14 protein-coding genes are annotated in these 18,388 nt (G+C 62.7%); 1 reads left to right on the forward strand and 13 read right to left on the reverse strand.

The window, feature by feature from the left end:
• Window position 1: 1 nt before the first annotated feature.
• Together ACFOLG_RS03610 and ACFOLG_RS03615 are read right to left on the reverse strand one after the other, a co-directional pair.
• On the reverse strand, window positions 2-1,195 hold the full coding sequence (locus tag ACFOLG_RS03610) for a 3-hydroxybenzoate 6-monooxygenase (protein WP_386088469.1): 1,194 nt from the start codon (window positions 1,193-1,195) through the stop codon (window positions 2-4).
• Between the two features lie 28 nt (window positions 1,196-1,223).
• A complete protein-coding gene (locus ACFOLG_RS03615) occupies window positions 1,224-2,264 on the reverse strand; it encodes a cupin domain-containing protein (protein ID WP_386088471.1) in 1,041 nt (346 codons plus the stop codon).
• 172 nt (window positions 2,265-2,436) lie between these two features.
• Here ACFOLG_RS03615 and ACFOLG_RS03620 point away from each other — a divergent pair, with 172 nt between their 5' ends.
• The gene (locus ACFOLG_RS03620) at window positions 2,437-3,363 is read left to right on the forward strand and encodes a LysR family transcriptional regulator (protein ID WP_386088473.1); all 927 of its coding nucleotides are present in this window, start codon (window positions 2,437-2,439) and stop codon (window positions 3,361-3,363) included.
• 393 nt (window positions 3,364-3,756) lie between these two features.
• On the opposite strand, the gene ACFOLG_RS03625 is transcribed toward ACFOLG_RS03620, so the two are convergent.
• The 11 genes from ACFOLG_RS03625 to ACFOLG_RS03675 all read right to left on the reverse strand — a co-directional run bounded on the left by ACFOLG_RS03625 (window position 3,757) and on the right by ACFOLG_RS03675 (window position 18,311).
• The gene (locus ACFOLG_RS03625) at window positions 3,757-4,470 is read right to left on the reverse strand and encodes a 4'-phosphopantetheinyl transferase family protein (protein ID WP_386088474.1); all 714 of its coding nucleotides are present in this window, start codon (window positions 4,468-4,470) and stop codon (window positions 3,757-3,759) included.
• A 23-nt stretch (window positions 4,471-4,493) separates the two neighbouring features.
• Window positions 4,494-5,507: a hydroxyacid dehydrogenase gene (locus tag ACFOLG_RS03630; protein WP_386088476.1), complete on the reverse strand. Its 1,014-nt coding sequence runs from the start codon at window positions 5,505-5,507 to the stop codon at window positions 4,494-4,496.
• Window positions 5,508-5,569: 62 nt separating this feature from the next.
• Window positions 5,570-6,559 carry a TauD/TfdA family dioxygenase gene (locus ACFOLG_RS03635; protein WP_386088479.1) on the reverse strand — a complete coding sequence of 330 codons (990 nt, stop codon included), beginning with the start codon at window positions 6,557-6,559 and terminating at the stop codon, window positions 5,570-5,572.
• A gap of 25 nt (window positions 6,560-6,584) precedes the next feature.
• Window positions 6,585-9,110 carry a non-ribosomal peptide synthetase gene (locus ACFOLG_RS03640; RefSeq protein WP_386088481.1) on the reverse strand — a complete coding sequence of 842 codons (2,526 nt, stop codon included), beginning with the start codon at window positions 9,108-9,110 and terminating at the stop codon, window positions 6,585-6,587.
• A 1-nt stretch (window position 9,111) separates the two neighbouring features.
• Window positions 9,112-11,580: a Pls/PosA family non-ribosomal peptide synthetase gene (locus ACFOLG_RS03645; RefSeq protein WP_386088483.1), complete on the reverse strand. Its 2,469-nt coding sequence runs from the start codon at window positions 11,578-11,580 to the stop codon at window positions 9,112-9,114.
• Complete coding sequence (gene sbnB / locus ACFOLG_RS03650; RefSeq protein WP_386088485.1) at window positions 11,577-12,590, reverse strand: 2,3-diaminopropionate biosynthesis protein SbnB; 1,014 nt, start codon at window positions 12,588-12,590, stop codon at window positions 11,577-11,579. The genes ACFOLG_RS03645 and sbnB overlap by 4 nt, the downstream gene beginning before the upstream one ends.
• Before the next feature lie 11 nt (window positions 12,591-12,601).
• Entirely contained in the window at window positions 12,602-13,945 is a 1,344-nt protein-coding gene (gene sbnA, locus ACFOLG_RS03655; protein WP_386088487.1) for a 2,3-diaminopropionate biosynthesis protein SbnA, read from the reverse strand.
• Window positions 13,946-14,783: 838 nt separating this feature from the next.
• Window positions 14,784-15,188 (reverse strand): peptide-methionine (R)-S-oxide reductase MsrB, encoded by a 405-nt coding sequence (gene msrB, locus ACFOLG_RS03660; RefSeq protein WP_449369279.1) that lies wholly within the window; start codon window positions 15,186-15,188, stop codon window positions 14,784-14,786.
• A 46-nt stretch (window positions 15,189-15,234) separates the two neighbouring features.
• Window positions 15,235-15,873 carry a histidine phosphatase family protein gene (locus ACFOLG_RS03665; RefSeq protein ID WP_386088492.1) on the reverse strand — a complete coding sequence of 213 codons (639 nt, stop codon included), beginning with the start codon at window positions 15,871-15,873 and terminating at the stop codon, window positions 15,235-15,237.
• Between the two features lie 77 nt (window positions 15,874-15,950).
• Window positions 15,951-16,823, reverse strand: a complete 873-nt coding sequence (locus tag ACFOLG_RS03670) for an AEC family transporter (protein ID WP_386088494.1) — start codon at window positions 16,821-16,823, stop codon at window positions 15,951-15,953.
• A 123-nt stretch (window positions 16,824-16,946) separates the two neighbouring features.
• Window positions 16,947-18,311 carry a deoxyguanosinetriphosphate triphosphohydrolase gene (locus tag ACFOLG_RS03675; RefSeq protein WP_386088497.1) on the reverse strand — a complete coding sequence of 455 codons (1,365 nt, stop codon included), beginning with the start codon at window positions 18,309-18,311 and terminating at the stop codon, window positions 16,947-16,949.
• Window positions 18,312-18,388: the final 77 nt, after the last annotated feature.

An 18,388-nucleotide genomic window follows, 5' to 3' on the forward strand; every position in this document is an offset into this window, starting at 1 on the left:
CTTAGTCGCGGGCCAGACAGTTGTCGGCGTTCCAGCCGTACAACCATTCCATGGCGTCGTAGAAACGCTCGGCACTGCGGCCTTTCCAGAGGTCATTGCGAACCAGGCGCTCCACGCCCCTGGCGTGGAAGATGCGGCCCATTTCGCGGGCGGACAGTACGATGCGTGCGGTGCGGGCCACGCGGGAGCGCTGGTACAGCGCAAACGCCCGGCTGAAATCGTTGTCGCATGCACGCAGTGCTTCGCCCAGTGTCACGGCATCTTCTAGGGCCATGCAGGCACCCTGCGCCAGGTATTGCAGCGTGGGGTGGGCGGCATCGCCCAGCAGGGTGACGCGGCCAAACGACCAGGTGTCGATCGGTTCACGATCAGCGGTAGCCCAGCGCTTCCAGCTCTTGGGCAGCTCGATCAGCTGGCGCGCCTTGGGGCAGATGCCCTGGAAATAGCTTTGCACTTCTTCCGGGCTGCCTTCGGTAACGCCCCATTGCTCCTGCTGGCGGCTGTGGAAGGTCACCACCACGTTGTACTGTTCACCGCCGCGCAGCGGGTAGTGCACCAGGTGACAGTTAGGGCCCACCCAGATGCTGGCCGCGTTCCACTGCAGGTTTTCCGGGAAGTCTTTCTTGTCGATCACCGCGCGGTACACCACGTGGCCGGAGACGCGCGGCGGGTCATTGACGAACTGCTGACGCACCACCGATTTCACGCCGTCGGCGCCGATCAGCGCGCAGCCACGATAGGCCTTGCCGCGCTGGTCGTAGACGGTCACGCCGTCGGCGTCCTGCTCCACGCGCTCGACGTGGGTGCCGGGGAGGAACTCGACGCGGCCGGTCTCCTGCGCGCCTTCCAGCAGCGACAGGTGCACATCCACGCGGTGGATGACCGCATACGGGTTGCCGAAGCGCTGGCGGAATGCCTCGCCGGTGGGGATGCGGCCAACCAGGCTTTCGTCCAGTGCGTCATGCATCACCATTTCGTCGGTGTAGACGGCGCGGCTGCGGGCCTTGTCGCCCACGCCCAGTGCGTCAAAGGCATGGAAGGCATTGGGGCCAAGCTGGATGCCGGCGCCGATTTCGCCGATTTGCGGCGCCTGTTCCAGTACCTGTACGGCAAAGCCCTGGCGTACCAGTGCCAGTGCGGCAGCCAGGCCGCCGATGCCGCCACCGGCAACAATCACGGGAAGAGTGGTTTTCATGTCTGTCTCCTTGCTGTGTGTGCCGGTATCAGCCGTGGCGGACTTCGTAGAGTCCCAGCTTCTTGTGCAATGGGGCTTCGTCGGCGATGAAGAGGAAGGCGGGCTGCTCGCTGCTGCGGTTACGCAGGGTGAGCGGGGCAAAGCCAGGGGCGCAGCAGGTGTCGGCCTCGGCCAGCGTGAATGGTTTGCCGCCGATGCCGGCTTCGGCCGCGCCTTCGATCAGGTGCAGTACCGTGGCCGGTGAGCGTGCCGGCAGCTGCAGTGTTTCGCCGGGGCGCAGCATCAGTGCCGAGTAGCCGAGGATGTTCTGGCAGTCGCTGCCGGTTTCCGGGTTCACGTAGGCGACCTGCACCGCCTCGCCGGCCGGCTGTTGTGCGGCGAGCGCCAGCAATGCGGCGCGTACGTCTGCCCACGGGTAGCGCAGCATCGGGTAGCGCGGGTTGGTGCGGGTGAATACCGGCGATGGCACCACGCCACCACGCAGGTAGGCGCGTTCGCTGCCCAGGCCGGTGATGGTTTGCGGCTGGCCTTCCTCCACGTAGGAGGCTTCCATGTAGTACACCAGCGGCAAGTCCAGTACATCCAGCCACACCACCGGCGCGTCGCCATCGTGGCCATGTTCGTGCCACAGCCCGGTCGGGGTCAGGATCAGGTCGCCACGCTGCATCGGGCATTTTTCGCCGTTCACGGTGGTGTAGGCGCCTTCGCCTTCCACGATCATGCGCACCGCATTAGGGGTGTGGCGATGCGACGGGGCAATCTCGCCGGGCAGCAAAAGCTGCATGCCGAGGTAGATGGCGGCGCTGGCCTGCATCTTGTCCAGGCCATGGCCGGGGTTGGCCAGCACCAGCACGCGGCGTTCGGCTTTTTCGATCGGAGTCAGCTCGCCGGCCTGCAGCAGCAGCGGTCGCAGGGCTTCGTAATGCCAGCAGGTGGCCTGGGTGCGCGGGCGCGGCTGGCCCGGCGGCAGTACCGCGCGCAGGCTGGGCCACAGAGGCACCAGGTTCTGCTCACCAAGGGCGGCGCGGTAATCGGCGGGCAGGTCGTCCAGTCGGGCAAGTTCCAACATTGTCATCTCCATCTGTGCGGATCATCTGCCGGGATGTCATCTGGAAAGTGATGATCCAGCTCAAGGCAGATGTTTTGCTGTTGTGGTGATGGCAATGTAGGCAGCCGTCGACATTCGGTCTATGCAATGCTATCAATGTACTTAATTCGAAAATCGAATAAAGGTGGGGGTGATGCAAACGCCGGATATACGTCTGCTGCAGGTATTCGACGAAATCTACAAGACGCGCAGCGTGACGCGGGCTGCGGCCAACCTGGGGCTGGGCCAGCCGGCGGTAAGCATTGCGCTGGCGAAGCTGCGCGAGCACTTTGCCGACCTGCTGTTCGTGCGCATCGGCAACGGCATGGAGCCGACGCCGATGGCGCGGGAGCTTGAGCACGCGGTGCGGCAGGCGCTGGATTCGCTCAACCTGGTGTTCGGCCACCGTATCGATTTCGACCCGGCAAGCTCAGAACGCCGGTTCTGCATCAGCATGACCGACATCAGCCAGCTGGTTCTGCTGCCCAGGCTGTGGGCGCACCTGCGTCGCACCTCGCCCGGTGTGCATATCGATATCGTGCCATTGTCTGCGGATACGCCGCGCATGCTGGAATCCGGCGAGGCAGACCTGGCGTTGGGCTTCATGCCTCAGCTGGAAGCCGGCTTTTATCAGCAGGCGCTGTTCCGCCAGCGCTATGTATGTGTGGCCAGCACTGACCACCCGCGCATACAGGACCGCCTGACACTGGCGCAGTACCAGGCCGAAGAGCATGCGGTGGTGACGTCCTCCGGTACCGGACACTTGATTCTGGATCGTGAAATTGTGCGTCAGGGCATTGCCCGCAAGGTGGCGTTACGAGTGCCCAACTACTTGGGCATTGCCTTCGTCGTTGAGCAGACCGACATGCTGGTTACCATTCCGGAGCGGCTGGCACAGGTGCTGGAGGGGCGTGGCAGCTTCCGGGTGTTTCCAGTGCCGTTCGAGCTGCCGGACTACGCAGTCAAGCAGCACTGGCACGAACGCTATCACCACGACCCGGGTAACCGCTGGCTGCGGAGGGTGATTTCAGAGTTGCTGTCTGCAACGGCGCAATCCACTACGGCGCCGGGGCATGCGTGAGTCGCGCCTTGCATGCCAGCTAGTCGATGAGGTCACTGCTACATTGGCGGGTATCCCGTGACAATCGTGGCAAGTACGAGGGAGGGCCTGCCTCCGTTCGGTAGAGTCAAGAGATGGCAGCCTCTTCTTAAACGTCCGCATCACTCACTTGCAGGCTGAATTTCCCCTGCTCGGGTAGCCACTTTCTGATGGCTGGTTAGTACCATAAAGCTGCCGATTAGTGCGTTCCGCTCTGGTGTCCGCTTTGGCCGACCAGCTGCCTAACCAATATGGTCAGCGGCAAATCGTTGGCCAAAGGCGACGTTCGACAATGCTCAATGCATGGAACGGTTAGGGCTGTGAAGCTGCCATCAGAAATGACTACAGGCGCAGAGGCGATTCAGATTGCCCCTTCTATGGCATCCACTGATATTGCTTTAAGCCCCAGCCGTTTCCCTCAATGGCCAGTGCCCCCAGGTAGTCGGGAGCAGGCTGTAGATCATAGAGCGACCAGCCCTCCATCCTGACACTCTCTTCCGGAGTTTGGCAGCCAGGTAAGGCGTATGGCGGATTACTTGCTTGAGGGATGGTAAAGCTATCCAAGGGGATGGTGAGGCCGTCGCCGCGGGCTTTCAGATACGCCTCTTTTCTGGTCCAGTACCTGAGGAAAGCCTCGGTGTAACCGCGGCCCTGGAGCCTGTCCAGCTGCTGGATTTCCGTTGCGGCGAAGAATTGCTGAGCGATTGCCGCATACCCGCTTTGTTCACGGATGGCCTCAAGATCAATACCGACGTCAACGTTGGCCGCAATCGCGATGAGGGCAAGATCGGCGGAGTGGGACAGATTGAATCTGAGCCGGCTGCCAAGTACAGGGCTGAGTTCCGGCTTGCCGAATGCGTTGTAAACATAGCTTAGTCGTGCTGGCTGTAGCGCGAGATAGCGCCCCAGGAGGTCGCGCAATGCTCCGTGCGCAACCACAAAGTGCTGTTGATCGTGCTGGAAATGGAAACGTGAGCTTCGTTCCTGTTCGTCGATGGAAAGTGATGCGTAGAGGCGGGCCGCCGTTTCTGGCGTCACTTTCAGACTGACACACCAGATATGCACTTCATGCTCTGCTGGCAGCAGCATGTGACTCTCCGTGGTAGCACGCACTACAGTTCATCCAGCAAGATCCGGACGACCTCCATCCCGATGCGGGCCTGGGCTTCTCGTGTGGCGCCGCCAAGGTGTGGTGTGCAGATGACCTGGGGGTGGTGGATGAGACGCTGCTCCTGGGGCGGTTCCTCACTGAAGACGTCAAGGGCGGCGCCGCGGAGCTTGCCGGACTCAAGGGCTTCGAGCAGCGCCGCCTCGTCTATCAGGCCTCCGCGTGCGCAGTTGATCAGCAGGGCGCCATCTTTCATCTGTGCAATTTCTTGCCGGCCGATAACAGGCTGGCCATCCAGGCTCGGGGTATGTACCGAAATGCAGTCAGCGCGGGCGAGCAGGGCTGCCAGCGGGACGAGTTCGAGACCGTCGAAGCTGCCCGCCGGCATGGTGTTGGTGTCAGTGCCGATGATGCGCATGCCGAGTGCCAAAGCGTAGCGTCCCAAGGTGCCGCCTATCCGCCCCACGCCGATGATGCCCAGCGTCTTGTCCTTGAGTTCAACACCATCCGAGAATTCACGTTTCGGCCACTTCCCGGCCTTCAACGCGGCATCCGCCTGCGGGGTGCGCCGTGCCAGGGCAAGCAGCTGACCCAGGGCCAACTCGGCAACCGAGGCGGTCGATGCTTTCGGGGTGTTGAATACCGGGATGTGGCGTTTTGCGGCGGCGTCGAGGTCGATATTGTCAGTGCCGATGCCGCCACGCACGATCAGTCGCAAGCGGTTGGCCGCGGCGATCTGCTTGGCGGTGAGTCGCGTGGCGGATCGGACGACGATGGCATCGTAACCGCCAATGAGCGCCTCCAGCGCTTCGGCGGAGAGTCCGACCCTCTCGTCGACTTGCAGCCCGCTATCGCGTAGTCGTGCTACAGCGACAGCGGATATCGGGTCGCAGATCAATACCTTGGCCTGCAGTACCGCCAAGGCCATTTCTGCGGGCTGTCGGCGATATCGCCTCGTGGTTTGCTCCGTTGCTACTGGCCCGTTTTGTAGCAACGTCGAATATTCCTTTGCTGACATTACGAACTCCTTTGCTCTGACAACGGGTGCCGTCAAGCATCCGTGGAATCAAGCGCGGTGGCTTATCCCAGACTCACCGCGTCAGCCATCCCGACCAGCACTTCGCGGGTACCCTGAAAGCTTTCCCGGCCATGTGCCATGCGGATGTTGTCCACTAGCATCATGTCGCCAGGTTGCCACTGGTCGCGCATGGTGTTGTCGCTATAGGCCTTGTTGATCAGCTGTACGGTCTCCGGGCTGATCGGGTCGCCGTTGCCGAAGCGGGTATTGAACGGCAGGCCATCTTCGCCATAGCTATCCACCAGGTATTCGCGAACCTCTGGCTCAATGGTCCATTCATTCAGAAAGGCGACCTGGTTAAACCAGCAGCGTTGATCCGTAACGGGATGTCTGACCACCGCACTGCGGTGCTGCCAGGTGCGTAGCGAGCCATCTGGTTGCCACGCAAACTTGATGGCATTGGCACGGCAATAGTTCTCCACCGCGTAATGATCGTTGCTGCCGAAGGCTTCGCCGAGCGATGCGCCGATCTCGTCGTTGTAATTACGGATCAGCAGCCAGCCATCACGCTCGAAACGCGTAATCAGCTCGGCGGGCAGCGACTGCAATATCTCGATCTCGTCGGCAAGCGGGGTCGCTCCACCTTCGAGGGGGGCGGAGAGGCAGGCGAACAGCATCAGCGAGGGTGGCTTGAGAACATAGCTAAGCTCGTGATGCAGACACATGCTTTGATTGGCTGGCCACTTCGACGAGGAATAGAGCGCGTCGGAGTAGTGGTGCCGGGAGGCGAAAGCCTCCCGTTCGATCATCAGTGTACCCAGCTGCAGGAACACGGCGGCGATGCCCGTCACGTCATGCAAACCGAGGCCACGGACGAGTAGTGCACCGTGCTCATGCACGGCAGTGCGTAGCATGTCACGGTGTTCGGCGGCCCAGCGGGTGGCATCGCCGCTGCTGTCCACCTGTAGGAGTGGCGGTTTTCCGGCGCGTATCGTCACATCGGGCGTCATGGCCGGCGGTGAGGATGATGGGGTGGCAAAGAGTGATGACATTTTGAGCAAGCTCCTTCTGTAACGGCTATCTGGCCCGCGTGTCGATGAGGTGGGCCAGATTGGCGAGAACCGGGTGAGCGGCCAGCTCCTTCACGGAGATGGCACGATTCAATTGAGTTACCAGCTGCAGGGCGGATAGCGAGGTGCCGCCAAGCTCAAAGAAGTGGGCATCCGGGCCGATTTGCTGCGGCGGGATGCAGAGGATTTCCGCCCAGGCGCACGCCAGCTGTTGCTCAGTCGGCGTGCGGCTTTGGCCGTGGTTCGGTTTGGCCAGGTCGGTTTCGCTGGCATATGCGGCCAACGTTCGCTTGTCGATCTTGCCGTTGTCAGTCAGTGGCAGTTTGGGTTGCCAGTGGAATGCCGACGGGATCATGTATTGAGGGAGCGATTCGCCGAGCTGTTGCTGCAGCGTGGTGGGGGCGAGTGCTTGCTCACCGGCGTAGAAGGCCACCAGTTGTTTGCCGCGTCCGACCCGGTCGACTGCGACGACGGCGCCATCGCGTACGCCAGGGAGGCGCAGCAGGCTATTCTCGATTTCGCCGAGTTCAATGCGGAAGCCGCGGATCTTGAGCTGGGCATCCCGCCGGCCGAGGTACTCTAGCTTGCCTTCGGGCAGCCAGCGGCCGAAGTCGCCGCTGCGGTACAGCCGCTGGCCAGGGTGATGTGGATCGGGCATGAAGGCGTGCTGTGTGCGCTCCGGATCGTTGATATAGCCGCGGCCAACACATACCCCCGAGAACACGATCTCGCCGGGTGCGCCCAGAGGTACCGGTGACAGCTGCTCGTCAACGACATAGACGTGTACGTTGTTGACCGCTCGGCCAAGCGGCACCCGCTCCCGGCTGGGCACGCGGTCCATGATTTCGTGATTGGTGTCGTCCGAGGTCTCGGTGAGCCCGTAAGCGTTCACCAGCTTGATCTCCGGCAGGGCGGCAAACCACCGTTGTGTCAGCTCCTTTTTCAGCGCCTCGCCGGTGACTGCCACGTAGCGTAAGTCCGGCAGTGCGCGGGGCTGCGCCTCCAGGTAAGAGAGCACAACTTCAAGATAGGAGGGCACTACCTGCAGTACGTTGACTTTGGCATCGACCAACTTGTCGACAAAGCGCTTGGTGTCCAGGATGACCTCCTGCTCGATCAGTTGCGTGTGCCCACCGACCAGCAGCGCGGCGACCAGTTGCCACAGGGAAATGTCGAAGCATTGCGGTGCGGTTTGGGCGACCACGCTACCCGCACCGATCTGCAAGTCATCGATCTTGGCAAACAGGTGGTTGACCAGGCCCGCGTGCTCGCACATGGCACCCTTGGGTTCTCCGGTAGAGCCGGAGGTGAAGTAGATGTAGGCGAGCTGGTCGGCACTGGTGCCGATACCGAGATCGGCGATAAGGCCGGCTTCCGTGCTGGCCGGGCCAATGAATAGACGCTGGATTTCCAGCTGCCTCATGGCGGGGGTGTCGAGTAGTGGATCGAGTGTGGCGCAGCTGTCCTGCTCGGTGAGCACGAAATGGCAGTCGGCACGGGTAAGCATCCGAGCCATGCGATCGGCTGGAAAGTGCGGCTCGATTGGCAGGTAGGCACCTCCCGCCTTGAAGATCGCGAAGACTGCCGTTATCCAGTCGAGGTTGCGCTCACAGACGACGGCGACCACGCCTTCGCGGCGCAGGCCTTGGGTCAGGAGCGTGCGGGCCAGCCGATTGGCGCGTGCGTTGAGCTGCCGGTACGTCAGTTGCTGGTTGCCATGCATGACGGCAATGGTGTCCGGATGGATCAGCGCTTGCTTCTCGAACAGCTCATGCATCGCGCCGTCCGGCAACTCGCGGTGCGGGCCGGCAAAGCCGTCGAATTGGTAGTGAAGTTCTTCTGCCGACAGCAGGGTCTGGCTGGCATGTGCTGCGTCGGGGGCGGCCGTCATGAGGGCCAGCGCAGTCAGGTGGTAGCCGGCAATTCTGGCCGCGCATGCGTCGTCCAGGACATCCGTTCTGTATCGTAGTTGCAGCACGTAGCCATCAGGCGGCGGTGTGTGTGGGCTTTGTGCAAAGCCGACGGCCAGCACGGTGCTTGCGGCCAGGCCGCGATTGCCCTCTGAGTCGATGGCCAGTTCGGCCTCAAACAACGGTGCGGTGAGGCCCAGTTCGCGTTGCAGTTCGGCGACGGGAAAGTTCTGGTATTCCAGCAGGGTTGCCTCCGCCTGGGCGGTGTACTGCAGTAGCTCGCGCCATGTGCGCGCTGCCAGCGACAGCGGCAACGGCAGCGGCGAGCTGCCTCCCTGGGCGTAGCCAATGGTCACTTCCTGCTCGCCGCTGAGTGCGCCGAGCACCTTGGCGTGTGCGCTCAACAGCGCCACGCTGAGCGGTAGCGACAGTGCCGTAGCCAACTGATGTACTGCTGTCATTAGCTCGGCGGGAATCGCTATCTCGTATTCATCGATATCTGCAGTCGTGTCCAGCGTCCAGCGCGGTATCGCGGTGAAGCCGCTGTCGAGCATGACCGATTGCCAGAATGCTTTTCCGTTACCGGCGGTAATGCTGCGTTCCTGCAATTTGATGTTGTTCATCTTAATTCTCCCGCGCCGGGTTTCCCGCCCAACGTGTACCCGGCGGCACATCTTCGCCCTTCATGAGGAAGGAGTCTGCGACCAGGAGCGAGCCGTCGCCCATGGTCACGCCGTAGTGCACGAAGGCGTTTACGCCTAGTGTGCAGCCGGCACCTAGCGTGGTCGGGCCGGACTTGTAGGTGCCATCCTCCTGTGATTCACACTGGATCTTGCTGGCATGGTTGAGTACGCACTCGTCTCCGATGGTGGTCAGGGTGGGTTCGGAGATGTGCACGCCGTCGTCGAACAGTCGCTTGCCGACGCTGACGCCGATCAGCCGCCAGAGCAGGCCTTTGAACGGCGTGCCGTCGAACAGGTGGTAAACGCTGATCGGGTGCAGTTTCCAGTTGCGCTCCACCCACCAGAAATCCGGGTCGTAGATGGAACAGATGGGTGGTGGTGCCGGTGCGAGTGCGATGAAGCAGCGCTCCACCAGTGCGTAGTAGGCAATGGCGGTCACTGCGCTAAACGTGAACAGTGCGGCCATGAGTGCATGGGCTAACACGTCATAGAACAGTTCGACTGCTGCCAGATCGATGAGCACGACCAGCAGCACCCCTAGCCAGCGGGTGAACAGGAACAGACTGATGGTCTTCAGGTTGAAGCGGTTCTTTGCGGCCAACCCTTGGCGCAGCGCTTCGCCATGCTGGAGATAGTCGAAGCGACTGTCGCGCTCTACTGAACGTGGAATCTCGAACGGTGGGGAGCCCAGCAGGCCCACGCCCTGGCGAGTCGGGCCATCGATCGGCACCATGACCTTGATGGCAAGCAGGCAGTTGTCTGCGGTTTTGGCGCCGGCAGGATAGGTAACGTAGTTGCCCACGAAGTTGCATGGGCCGATCGCGGTTCGCGATACCCGGAACGAGGAATTGGATACCTCGTCGTTGATCAGGTACAGACCGTCGGCAACCATCGTTCCGCTACCCACCGACGTGAGCAAGGGGTTGGTGGTGGTTACTTCGCTGCCGAAATTCGATCCGGTCTGTACGACAGGCGTCAGGCGATAGCCTATCCAGCTCAGGAGGTGGACGATGTAGGAGCTGTCACCGAAGAGCACGGTGAGGAAGCGTTGCCGCCCCAGCCAGGCAATGGTCCGATGTATCGCGTAGTGAAAGCTGTAGAGGGGGTAGACCGTATCCGGCTTGATGAACATGCCCAAGACACGGGGAAGCAGGCCGACGGCTAGCAGGCCGACCAGCAAGGCACCGAAGAAAAAAACGGTGGCGAAGGTCAGCGCTTCAGCCAGCCAGCCATACGCGGTCAGGCTGCCGCTGCTGCTGTGTAGGCTCGGGTCTAGCGTCCCGGCCAGTGACGATGACCACAGGAACAGCAGGCCGAAGCCGCTTTCCAGCAGTGGCGCCAGCAGGAAGAAAACGCCGATCAGGGTGAAGGCGCCATAGAGGGTGCGCCGTAGCGTGCTGCAGCGGGTCGGCGCGACCCGGACATAATCGGTCGTGGTAGGTTGTGCCGGCGAGCCATGCCAGTGTTCGCCGGCGGGTATCGTTTGGCCGCTATGCAGGGCCGAAGCATGGCCAAGCTGTGCGCCGTCGCCCATGGTGGTGCCAATGTCGAGCACGGCGGCTTCACCGACAAGGACGTTCTGGCCCAGCGTCACCGGGCCGGTCTCTATCCGGTCGGCCTCGGCCCGGTAGCATTGGAAGAAGGCATCCCGGCGGAGCACGCTACCCGCGCCGATAGTCAGCAGGTCGGTGCACACCGGGATATGCCGCGAGAGAATAACGGTTCGTGGGCCGATGCTTGCCCCCAGCGCCCGCAGGTAAAGCCCGTACAGTGGCGAACCGATGAACAGGTGAATGCACGGGTTGGAGCGGATCAGTGTCTTGACGATCCAGAAGCGTATATAGGCGAGGCTCCAGAGGCGGATCTGTTGTGACTGCCAGCGACCGATCAGCAGCCATTTCGCGGCGATCGGTACCAGGCACATCACGAAGAAAGCCGCACTGCCGAACAGCCCCAGGCGCAGCATCTTGGCTAGGCCTTGCGCCCCGGCGATCAGCCACTGATAGCCTTCGACGGCGGCGAACACCCCAAGGTAGGTGTAACCGAGGTAGAACAGCGCCTGCAGCGTGCCACACAGCAGGTACTCGCGCGCGGTGGTTGGGGTTGCTGCTATCGCCGCCGCGCTCGCCGTCGGCTGGGGGGCGGTAGGTGCCGTAGCGGCGATTGCGGCCGCCAGGCGCCGGATTGTTGGATGGGCGTAAACGTCCTTCATCGAGACTGGTGGTAGGTCCGCACACTTCCGCACCCGGGCGCAGAAATGCGCCATCACTAGCGAGTCGGCGCCAAGCTCTGCGAAAAAGTCCTGATCGATCGGCACGCGGTCAACATGCATGACGCTGGCGAGCAGCTCGGCCAAGAGATGCTCGGCACGAGTGACCGTTTCCGGCCTGTTTGCCATGGCGGTTTTCATCGCACCACCTCATGGAAGAAGGTGGGCAGTCGCACATTCTGGCCGCTGGTGACCGCCTGGTCATATACCCACTTGCCGACCGCCAGGTCGAGTATCCCCATGCCGAACGGCGAGAAAATGACCGGGCGACTGTGGTCGACGGTGCGCTCTCCAAGCATGACTTCGGCCAGGCTGCCGGTGACAAATTGCCGGTTGCCGGTAAGTTGCTCGGTAAGGTGGGGTGAGGTATTGGCCTTCATCACGTGTTCGACGTCGTCGACCACGTTCTGCGATTGCAGAAGAACCTCGGGCGCAAGGTCGCGCAGCGAAATGTGCAGCACCACCGGGTTGTGGGTGAACAGCGCGGCATCGGTGATGTAGGGCGTCGAGGCGACGGTGGTGAAGACGATCAGGTCGCAGCTGCGGATAAGGCTTTCCGCATTGGAAGCCACCGTGACGCTGCGGTGCAACTCCTGGCGGCACGCTGTCTTGATGAACTTTTCCGCCTCGTGAGGGGCCGCATCGTACAGCTGGACTTCCTCGATTTCCCATCCGGTGTCGACCAGGAATTCGTAGATGTAGCGGGCGATGAAACCGGTACCCACGATGCCCAGCGAGTGTGCCCGCCGGGCCTTGCCGTTCAACCAGTATGCCGCCAGCGCGGCTGAAGCAGCGGTGCGCGAGGCCGAGATGATCGAGCCTTCGAGAATGGCGAAGGGATAGCCGGTGTCGTAGTTATTGAGGATGAGTACCGCCGACGCGCGGGGAAAACCTTTCTGGACGTTGCCGGGAAAGCTGGCAACCCATTTCAGCCCGGCCACGTCGGTGTCGTCGCCAAGATAGGCGGGCAAGGCAATGATCCGGCAGTCCGGCTTGTCTGGAAAGCGCAGGAAATAGCTGTCCGGATTGACGGAGTGCCCTGCCGCATGGGTGAGATAGGCATGTCGGACAATATCGACACATTCTTTCCGGCGGGGACGAAGGATGTCGGCAACGGTCTTGCCGTTGATGATGGACAGTTCGAATTTCATGATGTGTCTCCCTACTCAAGCCGTGTCGTCCAGTTGCTGTCGTACACGGTATCGAGATAAGGCGTGCCGCGATCCGCGCACAGGAACAGCACGGTAGGGCGCTTGCGGCCAACCATCTTGGGGGCGTAGCGCTTGACCGCGGCATAGGCAGTGCCGCTGGAACCGCCCACGAACAGCCCCTGGGTAGTGAGCAGCTCCTGGCATGCGGCGGCGGTCTCGCTCTCCGGTACCACCACCACGTCGTCGATCAGGGCTTGTGATAGCAGCGGCGGGATGATGCTGGAGCCAAGGCCGGGGATGTGGCGTTTGCGCGGCGCGCCACCGAAGATGATGGAGCCCTCGCTATCGACGCCGATGACCTTGATGTTCGGGAAGTGTTCTTTGAGTCGGCGGGAGACGCCGGCAATGGTGCCGGCGGTGCTGACCGCGATGAACACGTAGTCAAGCGAGTCGAAGCTGTCGCAGATTTCACCCGCCGTGAGCAGGTAGTGCGCCTCGACGGCGTCTTCGTTGGCGTACTGGTTGGTCCAGTAGCTGTTCGGAATCGTGGCGCACAGCTGCTTGACCATTTCCAGGCGGGTTTTCAGGAAGCCGCCGGTGTCATCGCGCTCATCTACCTTTGCCACCGAGGTGCAGATGTTGCGCAGGAATGACTCGTAGCTGGCGGCGATGTTGGGATCGATCACCGGGATGAAGCGCAGGCCGACCAGGTGAGTGAAGGTGGCCAGTGCGGTGGCAAAGTTGCCGGAGGAAGATTCGACTATCGTCGTCTCCTCGTTGATCTCGCCACGCTCGGCGGCACGTTTGAGAATCCAGTAGGCGGAACGGTCCTTGATGCTGCCTACCGGGTTGACGAACTCGAGTTTGGCGAACAGATTCATGCCTTCCATGATCAGGGGCACGTGCGGGGTGGGGCGCAGTATCGGGCGCAGCTGTTCCAGACGGCGGCTGAGACGTGTCGCCGGGGGGCGCTCAAGCGTGGTGGGCGCCGGAGTTGTTTTGGTTTTCTGCTGATGCTGCTCCGCATCGTAATGCGCCGTTATTGTCGACGATGCGGCTGTCTGCTGCTGTAGCGCGGCCGAGGCAGGCCCGTGGCGGGGTTTGAAAGACATGATCACACTCCTCTTGTCTATGCCGACATGGAGTGCTGGGCGACGTCTGTGGTGGTGCCGATGATGGCAAAGCGCGGCACAGCAGCGTGCTGTTACCTGAGGTAGGCGCGGCTGTGTGCTACATGCGTGAAAGTGATGACTGAATCGATGCCAGGATGAGAGGCTTCCACAACGGGAAGGTGCCATCCGTTTGGAACATGGCCAGCAGGCCCACCATTGAACTCGACGGCGACAGCACACCATGAAAGGCGCGTGGATTTGCTAGGTTGGACCCTGCTGGCGACGCCAAATTCAATATTTTTTAAAACTATTTCAATGATTTATTAAAAATAGGGTGTGGTGTCGGATTTAGACTGCAACGGTGTTCCGACCATCATTTCCCACTGTCGATGTGGTCGCTCCGGCCTGGCTCCGAGTGAGCCTAATGGGGTAGAGCACCCGCAAAGACTGGCAAGCAGGCGGAAGTGGCGAAGGGGTAGCGCGCTGCAGGCCCCGGTGCGAGGCAGAGTTTGCGACGCAAGCTATAGCTGTTTCAAATAGGCCGTGGCTGGTATTTCAAAACCGCCGGTGTGCACCGCACGTGCATGTTGCCGGGCGGTGGTCATATTGCTGCCTGGGATTCCCGATTCGGCCCGAAGCAGGTTACGGGAGCCCCATGAATGGTGCGGCTTTGCGGCGGCAAGGCGATAGTTGGGCTGTATGGTTGCAGCTATCGGCACGGCCGTAGCCATGGCAATGCGTTGGCTACGTCGTGCGCATCTTGTAGAAGTCAGCGCGTGTTCGCGTTTCCTGGCGCTTTGCGTGCGCTGTTTCGGGTCGACATCGTGCCTCGGCAGTTTCAGTCGCTCTGGGTGCCGGCTGACTTCCGGGCTGTCGACTACCGGCGTGGTTGTCACCGTCTGCAACTGCTTCTGGCTTGGCAAGCTCGTTATCGATCATGCGGTCCCCCAGTAAGTAGGGCTAGCATCGCTGCGAGCCTTGTGCCCGCACCTTCTCGGACGCGGGGTCGTTGCGGCTGGGAGAGGCGGGCATTTCACGTCTCGTGCCCAGATTTTTCAATTAATCTGCCTCCCTACAACACCTACACCTCGCCATCCTCCACAAACTGTAGCGCGACGGAATTGATGCAATAGCGCTCGCCAGTCGGTGGTGGGCCGTCTTCGAACACGTGGCCAAGGTGGGCGTCGCATTGTGCGCAGCGCACTTCGGTGCGGACCATGCCGTGGCTGCTGTCGCGCAGGCGGGTGATGCTGCCGGGTACGGCTTCTTCCCAGAAGCTGGGCCAGCCGCAGCCGGCATCGAACTTGGTGCTGGATTCGAACAGTAGTGCATCGCAGCAGATGCAGTGATAGCGGCCGCGGCGCTGGTGGAAGTAGTGTTCGCCACTGAACGGGCGCTCGGTGCCGGCTTCGCGGGTGACGTGGAACTGCTCCGGCGTCAGTTGCTCGCGCCATTGCTGCGGGGTCTTGAAGATCTTGCTCATGATGGTTTCCTGGGGCGGGAGGAGATCAGTCGTACGAGGAGGCGCTGGCTTACAGTTCATCCAGCGCTTGCGCCAGATGCGACTCGTCGGCCCAGCGTTCTAGCTGCCACTGGCTGCCATCGAAGCTGAGCCAGTTCAACGCGGCGTTGGGGATGGGGACGCGGCGCTGCTCGTGCAAGGGTTGGCCGCAGGCGAGGCGGTAGATGACGTCCAGTACGCCGCCGTGGCTGACCAGCAGGACGGTTTTGCCGTGATGGTGGGCGGCCAGGCGCTCCAGCGCGCCGCGTACCCGCTGTGCGAAGCAGTTCAGGCTTTCGCCGCCGGCCAGGTCGTGCTCGACATCGCGGCTGGCGTAGGCTTGCCACGCCGCCGGCTGCTGGTCGGCGCCGGCGTGCAGGGTAACGCCCTGCAGGGCGCCAAAGTGGCGTTCGCGCAGCTCCGGCAGCAGGGTGATGTCCAACCCCAGCGCGGCGGCCACCGGCAGTGCGGTGTGGTGGGCGCGCATCAGGTCGCTGCTGTACAGGGCATCGAAACGTTGGCCGCGTCGCTGCAGGGCTTGCGCCAGGTGGCTGGCTTGCTCTTCGCCCTGCGCGTTCAGCGGGATGTCGGTCTGGCCTTGCAGGCGGCGTTCGGCATTCCAGGCGGTTTCACCGTGGCGTACCAGGCAGAAGCGGGTCAATTGGGTCACGCGGCCTCCGAAGGCGACAGATGAAAAAGCGGCGAACGGGTCGCCGCAGTGCAGTACCGACTGTAGCCTGCCTTGGCCTACAGCGCAAAAGCCAGGCCGAGGGGCACGAACAGCAGGCTCAGCAGGTTGCCGATCAGCACGATGGAGGCCATGCGGTCCGGCTCCTGTTGGTACAGTTCGGCCATCAGGAAGTTCAACACCGCTGGCGGCAGGGCGCCAAACAGGATCACCTGCGCGCTCTGGCCGGCGTCCAGCTGCAGCAGCGGCACGGCGATGGCTGCGCCGGCCAGGCCGGTGAGCGGGCACAGTACCGCGCCCAGCAGGCCGACATGCCAGCCCTTGAAGCTGACGTCCACCATGCGCACCCCCAGCGCAAACAGCATCAGCGGGATAGTGGCTTCGCCCAGCAGCTTGAGGCCGCCCATCAGCCAGTCCGGCAAATGCCAGCCGGCCAGGCCGAACAGCAGGCCCAGCGCGGTGGCCAGCACGATGGGGTTTTTGCCGAGGCTGCGCAGGCTGGTGCGGCTGCTGAAGATGAAGGCGCCGAGCGTGAAGTGCAGCAGATTGGAGATCACGAACAGCACCACGAAGGCGTTGAAGCCATCGCGGCCAAACGCCAGCAGCGCCAGCGGCAGGCCCATATTGCCGCAGTTGTTGAACATCACCGGCGGCAGCAGGGTGCGCGGGCTGATGCCGGCCAGCCTGGCCAGCGGCCAGCTCAGCAGGCCGGAGAGTGCCACCAGCAGCGCCGCCGCCGGCATCAGCTTCCACTGCGCCGCCAGCTGGAAATCCTTGGCCGCCAGCGCCGAGAACACCAGCAGCGGCACGCAGACATCCATATTCAGCTTGTTGGTGGCGCGCATGTCCGGGCGGGCGTGGCGGGCGTACAGCCAGCCGATCAGCACGATGACCAGTACCGGCAGGATGATGGTGAGAATGCGTTCGAACATGGAAAAACCCGATGCGGTGGTGGCGCCATTGTGGCGGCCTGCGGCCAACCTTGCGGCAAGGGTTTACCCGCAGTTTGCCGGCGGCGCAGAGAACGCTTTGTTCTGCGGCCGCCGGCGCGGGGCTTACAGGATGCCGACGCCGGAAATCTCGCGTGCCAGGTTGGCCGCATAGTTGTCGGTCATGGCGCCGATGTAGTCCAGCACGGCCATATACGCCAGGTACAGGCTGCCGCCGTGCTCGGGCATGGCCGGCAGCAGGCCCAGCGCCAGCGCCTGGCGTGCGCCCAGTGCCTGCGGCCCTTGCGTGACCTGGGTGTACACCGCCGGCACCACGATATCCAGCACCGTGCCGATGCAGGGGTAGGACGCCAGCTCGGTCACCAGTTTGGTGCGGTGGCGGTAGACCTTCTGGCTGGCCAGCGCCTTGGCGTCCAGCAATGTGCGCTTGATGTCCTGCGCGCAGACATCGATCAGGTCCTTGCCCTGGAAGCTGCCGGCCAGCAGCGTGTCCTGGTGCAGCATGAATTTTTCCGCCACCTCCGCCACGCAGCGGCCCACGGCAATGCCGCGCAGCATCGCGCATTTCTGCGTGATGTCCTGGGTGCGCCACACCCGCTCCATCTCGCCGAAGTGGCTGAACAGCGCCTCGAATTCGTGCACGTCGAGGATGCCGATCTCCACCGCGTCTTCCAGGTCCAGAATGGCGTAGCAGATGTCGTCGGCCGCTTCCATCAGGTAGGACAGCGGGTGGCGCGCCCATTCGTGTTCGCCCTTGCGGATCAGCCCCAGCTCGGCCGCCACGCGTTCGAAGTACGGCAGCTCGGTGCGGTACAGGTTGAACTTGCCGCGCGCCTGCGCCGGCTGCGCATCGGAAGTCCACGGGTATTTGATCAGCGCCCCCAGTGCGGCCGAGGTCAGCCGCATGCCGCCCTCGCCGCGGTACATCTCCAGCGTGGACACCATGCGCAGGCCGTGGGCATTGCCTTCGTAGGTCTGGATGTCCTGCCGCTCGGCGGCGCTCAGGCCCTGCAACCATGCGGCGTGGGCCGGGTCACGGAACCATTCGCGCAGCGCGTCTTCGCCGGTGTGGCCGAACGGCGGGTTGCCGATGTCGTGCGCCAGGCAGGCGACCTGCACCGCACCACCGATGTCGAACGGCGTGTAACCGGCGGGCAGGCTGCCGGCCGCCTGCAGCATGGCGCCGACGCGGTTGCCCAGGCTGCGGCCAACGCTGGCGACTTCCACGCTGTGGGTCAGGCGGTTGTGGGTATGGTCGTTGGGCGCCAGCGGGTGCACCTGGGTCTTGCGGCCCAGACGACGAAAGGCGCTGGAAAACACCACGCGGTCGTGGTCGATGTGGAAGTCGCTGCGCAGGCCGGCGGCGCCTTCCAGCGTGGCCGGGGTGTGGGTTTCGCAGATCACACCTTCGCGGACCTTGAAGCGGCGGGTGGACAGCAATTGCTCCCATTGCATGCGGCTGGTGCTCATGGCGGCGTTCCGGTGAAGGTTTGCCTGCATGATGCCAGAAACATAGCCGGTGCTGCAGCGCAATTTGCAAACCAAAA

The sequence above is a fragment of the Vogesella facilis genome (assembly GCF_042648525.1).
GTDB lineage: Bacteria > Pseudomonadota > Gammaproteobacteria > Burkholderiales > Chromobacteriaceae > Vogesella > Vogesella facilis.

Bases quoted from the DNA above. Each gene is read 5' to 3' on its own strand.
- ACFOLG_RS03670 (WP_386088494.1), bottom strand. From the start codon at position 16,823: ATGTTCGAACGCATTCTCACCATCATCCTGCCGGTACTGGTCATCGTG.
- ACFOLG_RS03610 (WP_386088469.1), bottom strand. From the start codon at position 1,195: ATGAAAACCACTCTTCCCGTGATTGTTGCCGGTGGCGGCATCGGCGGC.
- sbnB (WP_386088485.1), bottom strand. From the start codon at position 12,590: ATGAAATTCGAACTGTCCATCATCAACGGCAAGACCGTTGCCGACATC.
- ACFOLG_RS03675 (WP_386088497.1), bottom strand. From the start codon at position 18,311: ATGAGCACCAGCCGCATGCAATGGGAGCAATTGCTGTCCACCCGCCGC.
- ACFOLG_RS03635 (WP_386088479.1), bottom strand. From the start codon at position 6,559: ATGTCATCACTCTTTGCCACCCCATCATCCTCACCGCCGGCCATGACG.
- ACFOLG_RS03645 (WP_386088483.1), bottom strand. From the start codon at position 11,580: ATGAAAACCGCCATGGCAAACAGGCCGGAAACGGTCACTCGTGCCGAG.
- ACFOLG_RS03615 (WP_386088471.1), bottom strand. From the start codon at position 2,264: ATGTTGGAACTTGCCCGACTGGACGACCTGCCCGCCGATTACCGCGCC.
- ACFOLG_RS03625 (WP_386088474.1), bottom strand. From the start codon at position 4,470: ATGCTGCTGCCAGCAGAGCATGAAGTGCATATCTGGTGTGTCAGTCTG.
- sbnA (WP_386088487.1), bottom strand. From the start codon at position 13,945: ATGGTGTGCTGTCGCCGTCGAGTTCAATGGTGGGCCTGCTGGCCATGT.
- ACFOLG_RS03630 (WP_386088476.1), bottom strand. From the start codon at position 5,507: ATGTCAGCAAAGGAATATTCGACGTTGCTACAAAACGGGCCAGTAGCA.
- ACFOLG_RS03620 (WP_386088473.1), top strand. From the start codon at position 2,437: ATGCAAACGCCGGATATACGTCTGCTGCAGGTATTCGACGAAATCTAC.
- ACFOLG_RS03640 (WP_386088481.1), bottom strand. From the start codon at position 9,110: ATGAACAACATCAAATTGCAGGAACGCAGCATTACCGCCGGTAACGGA.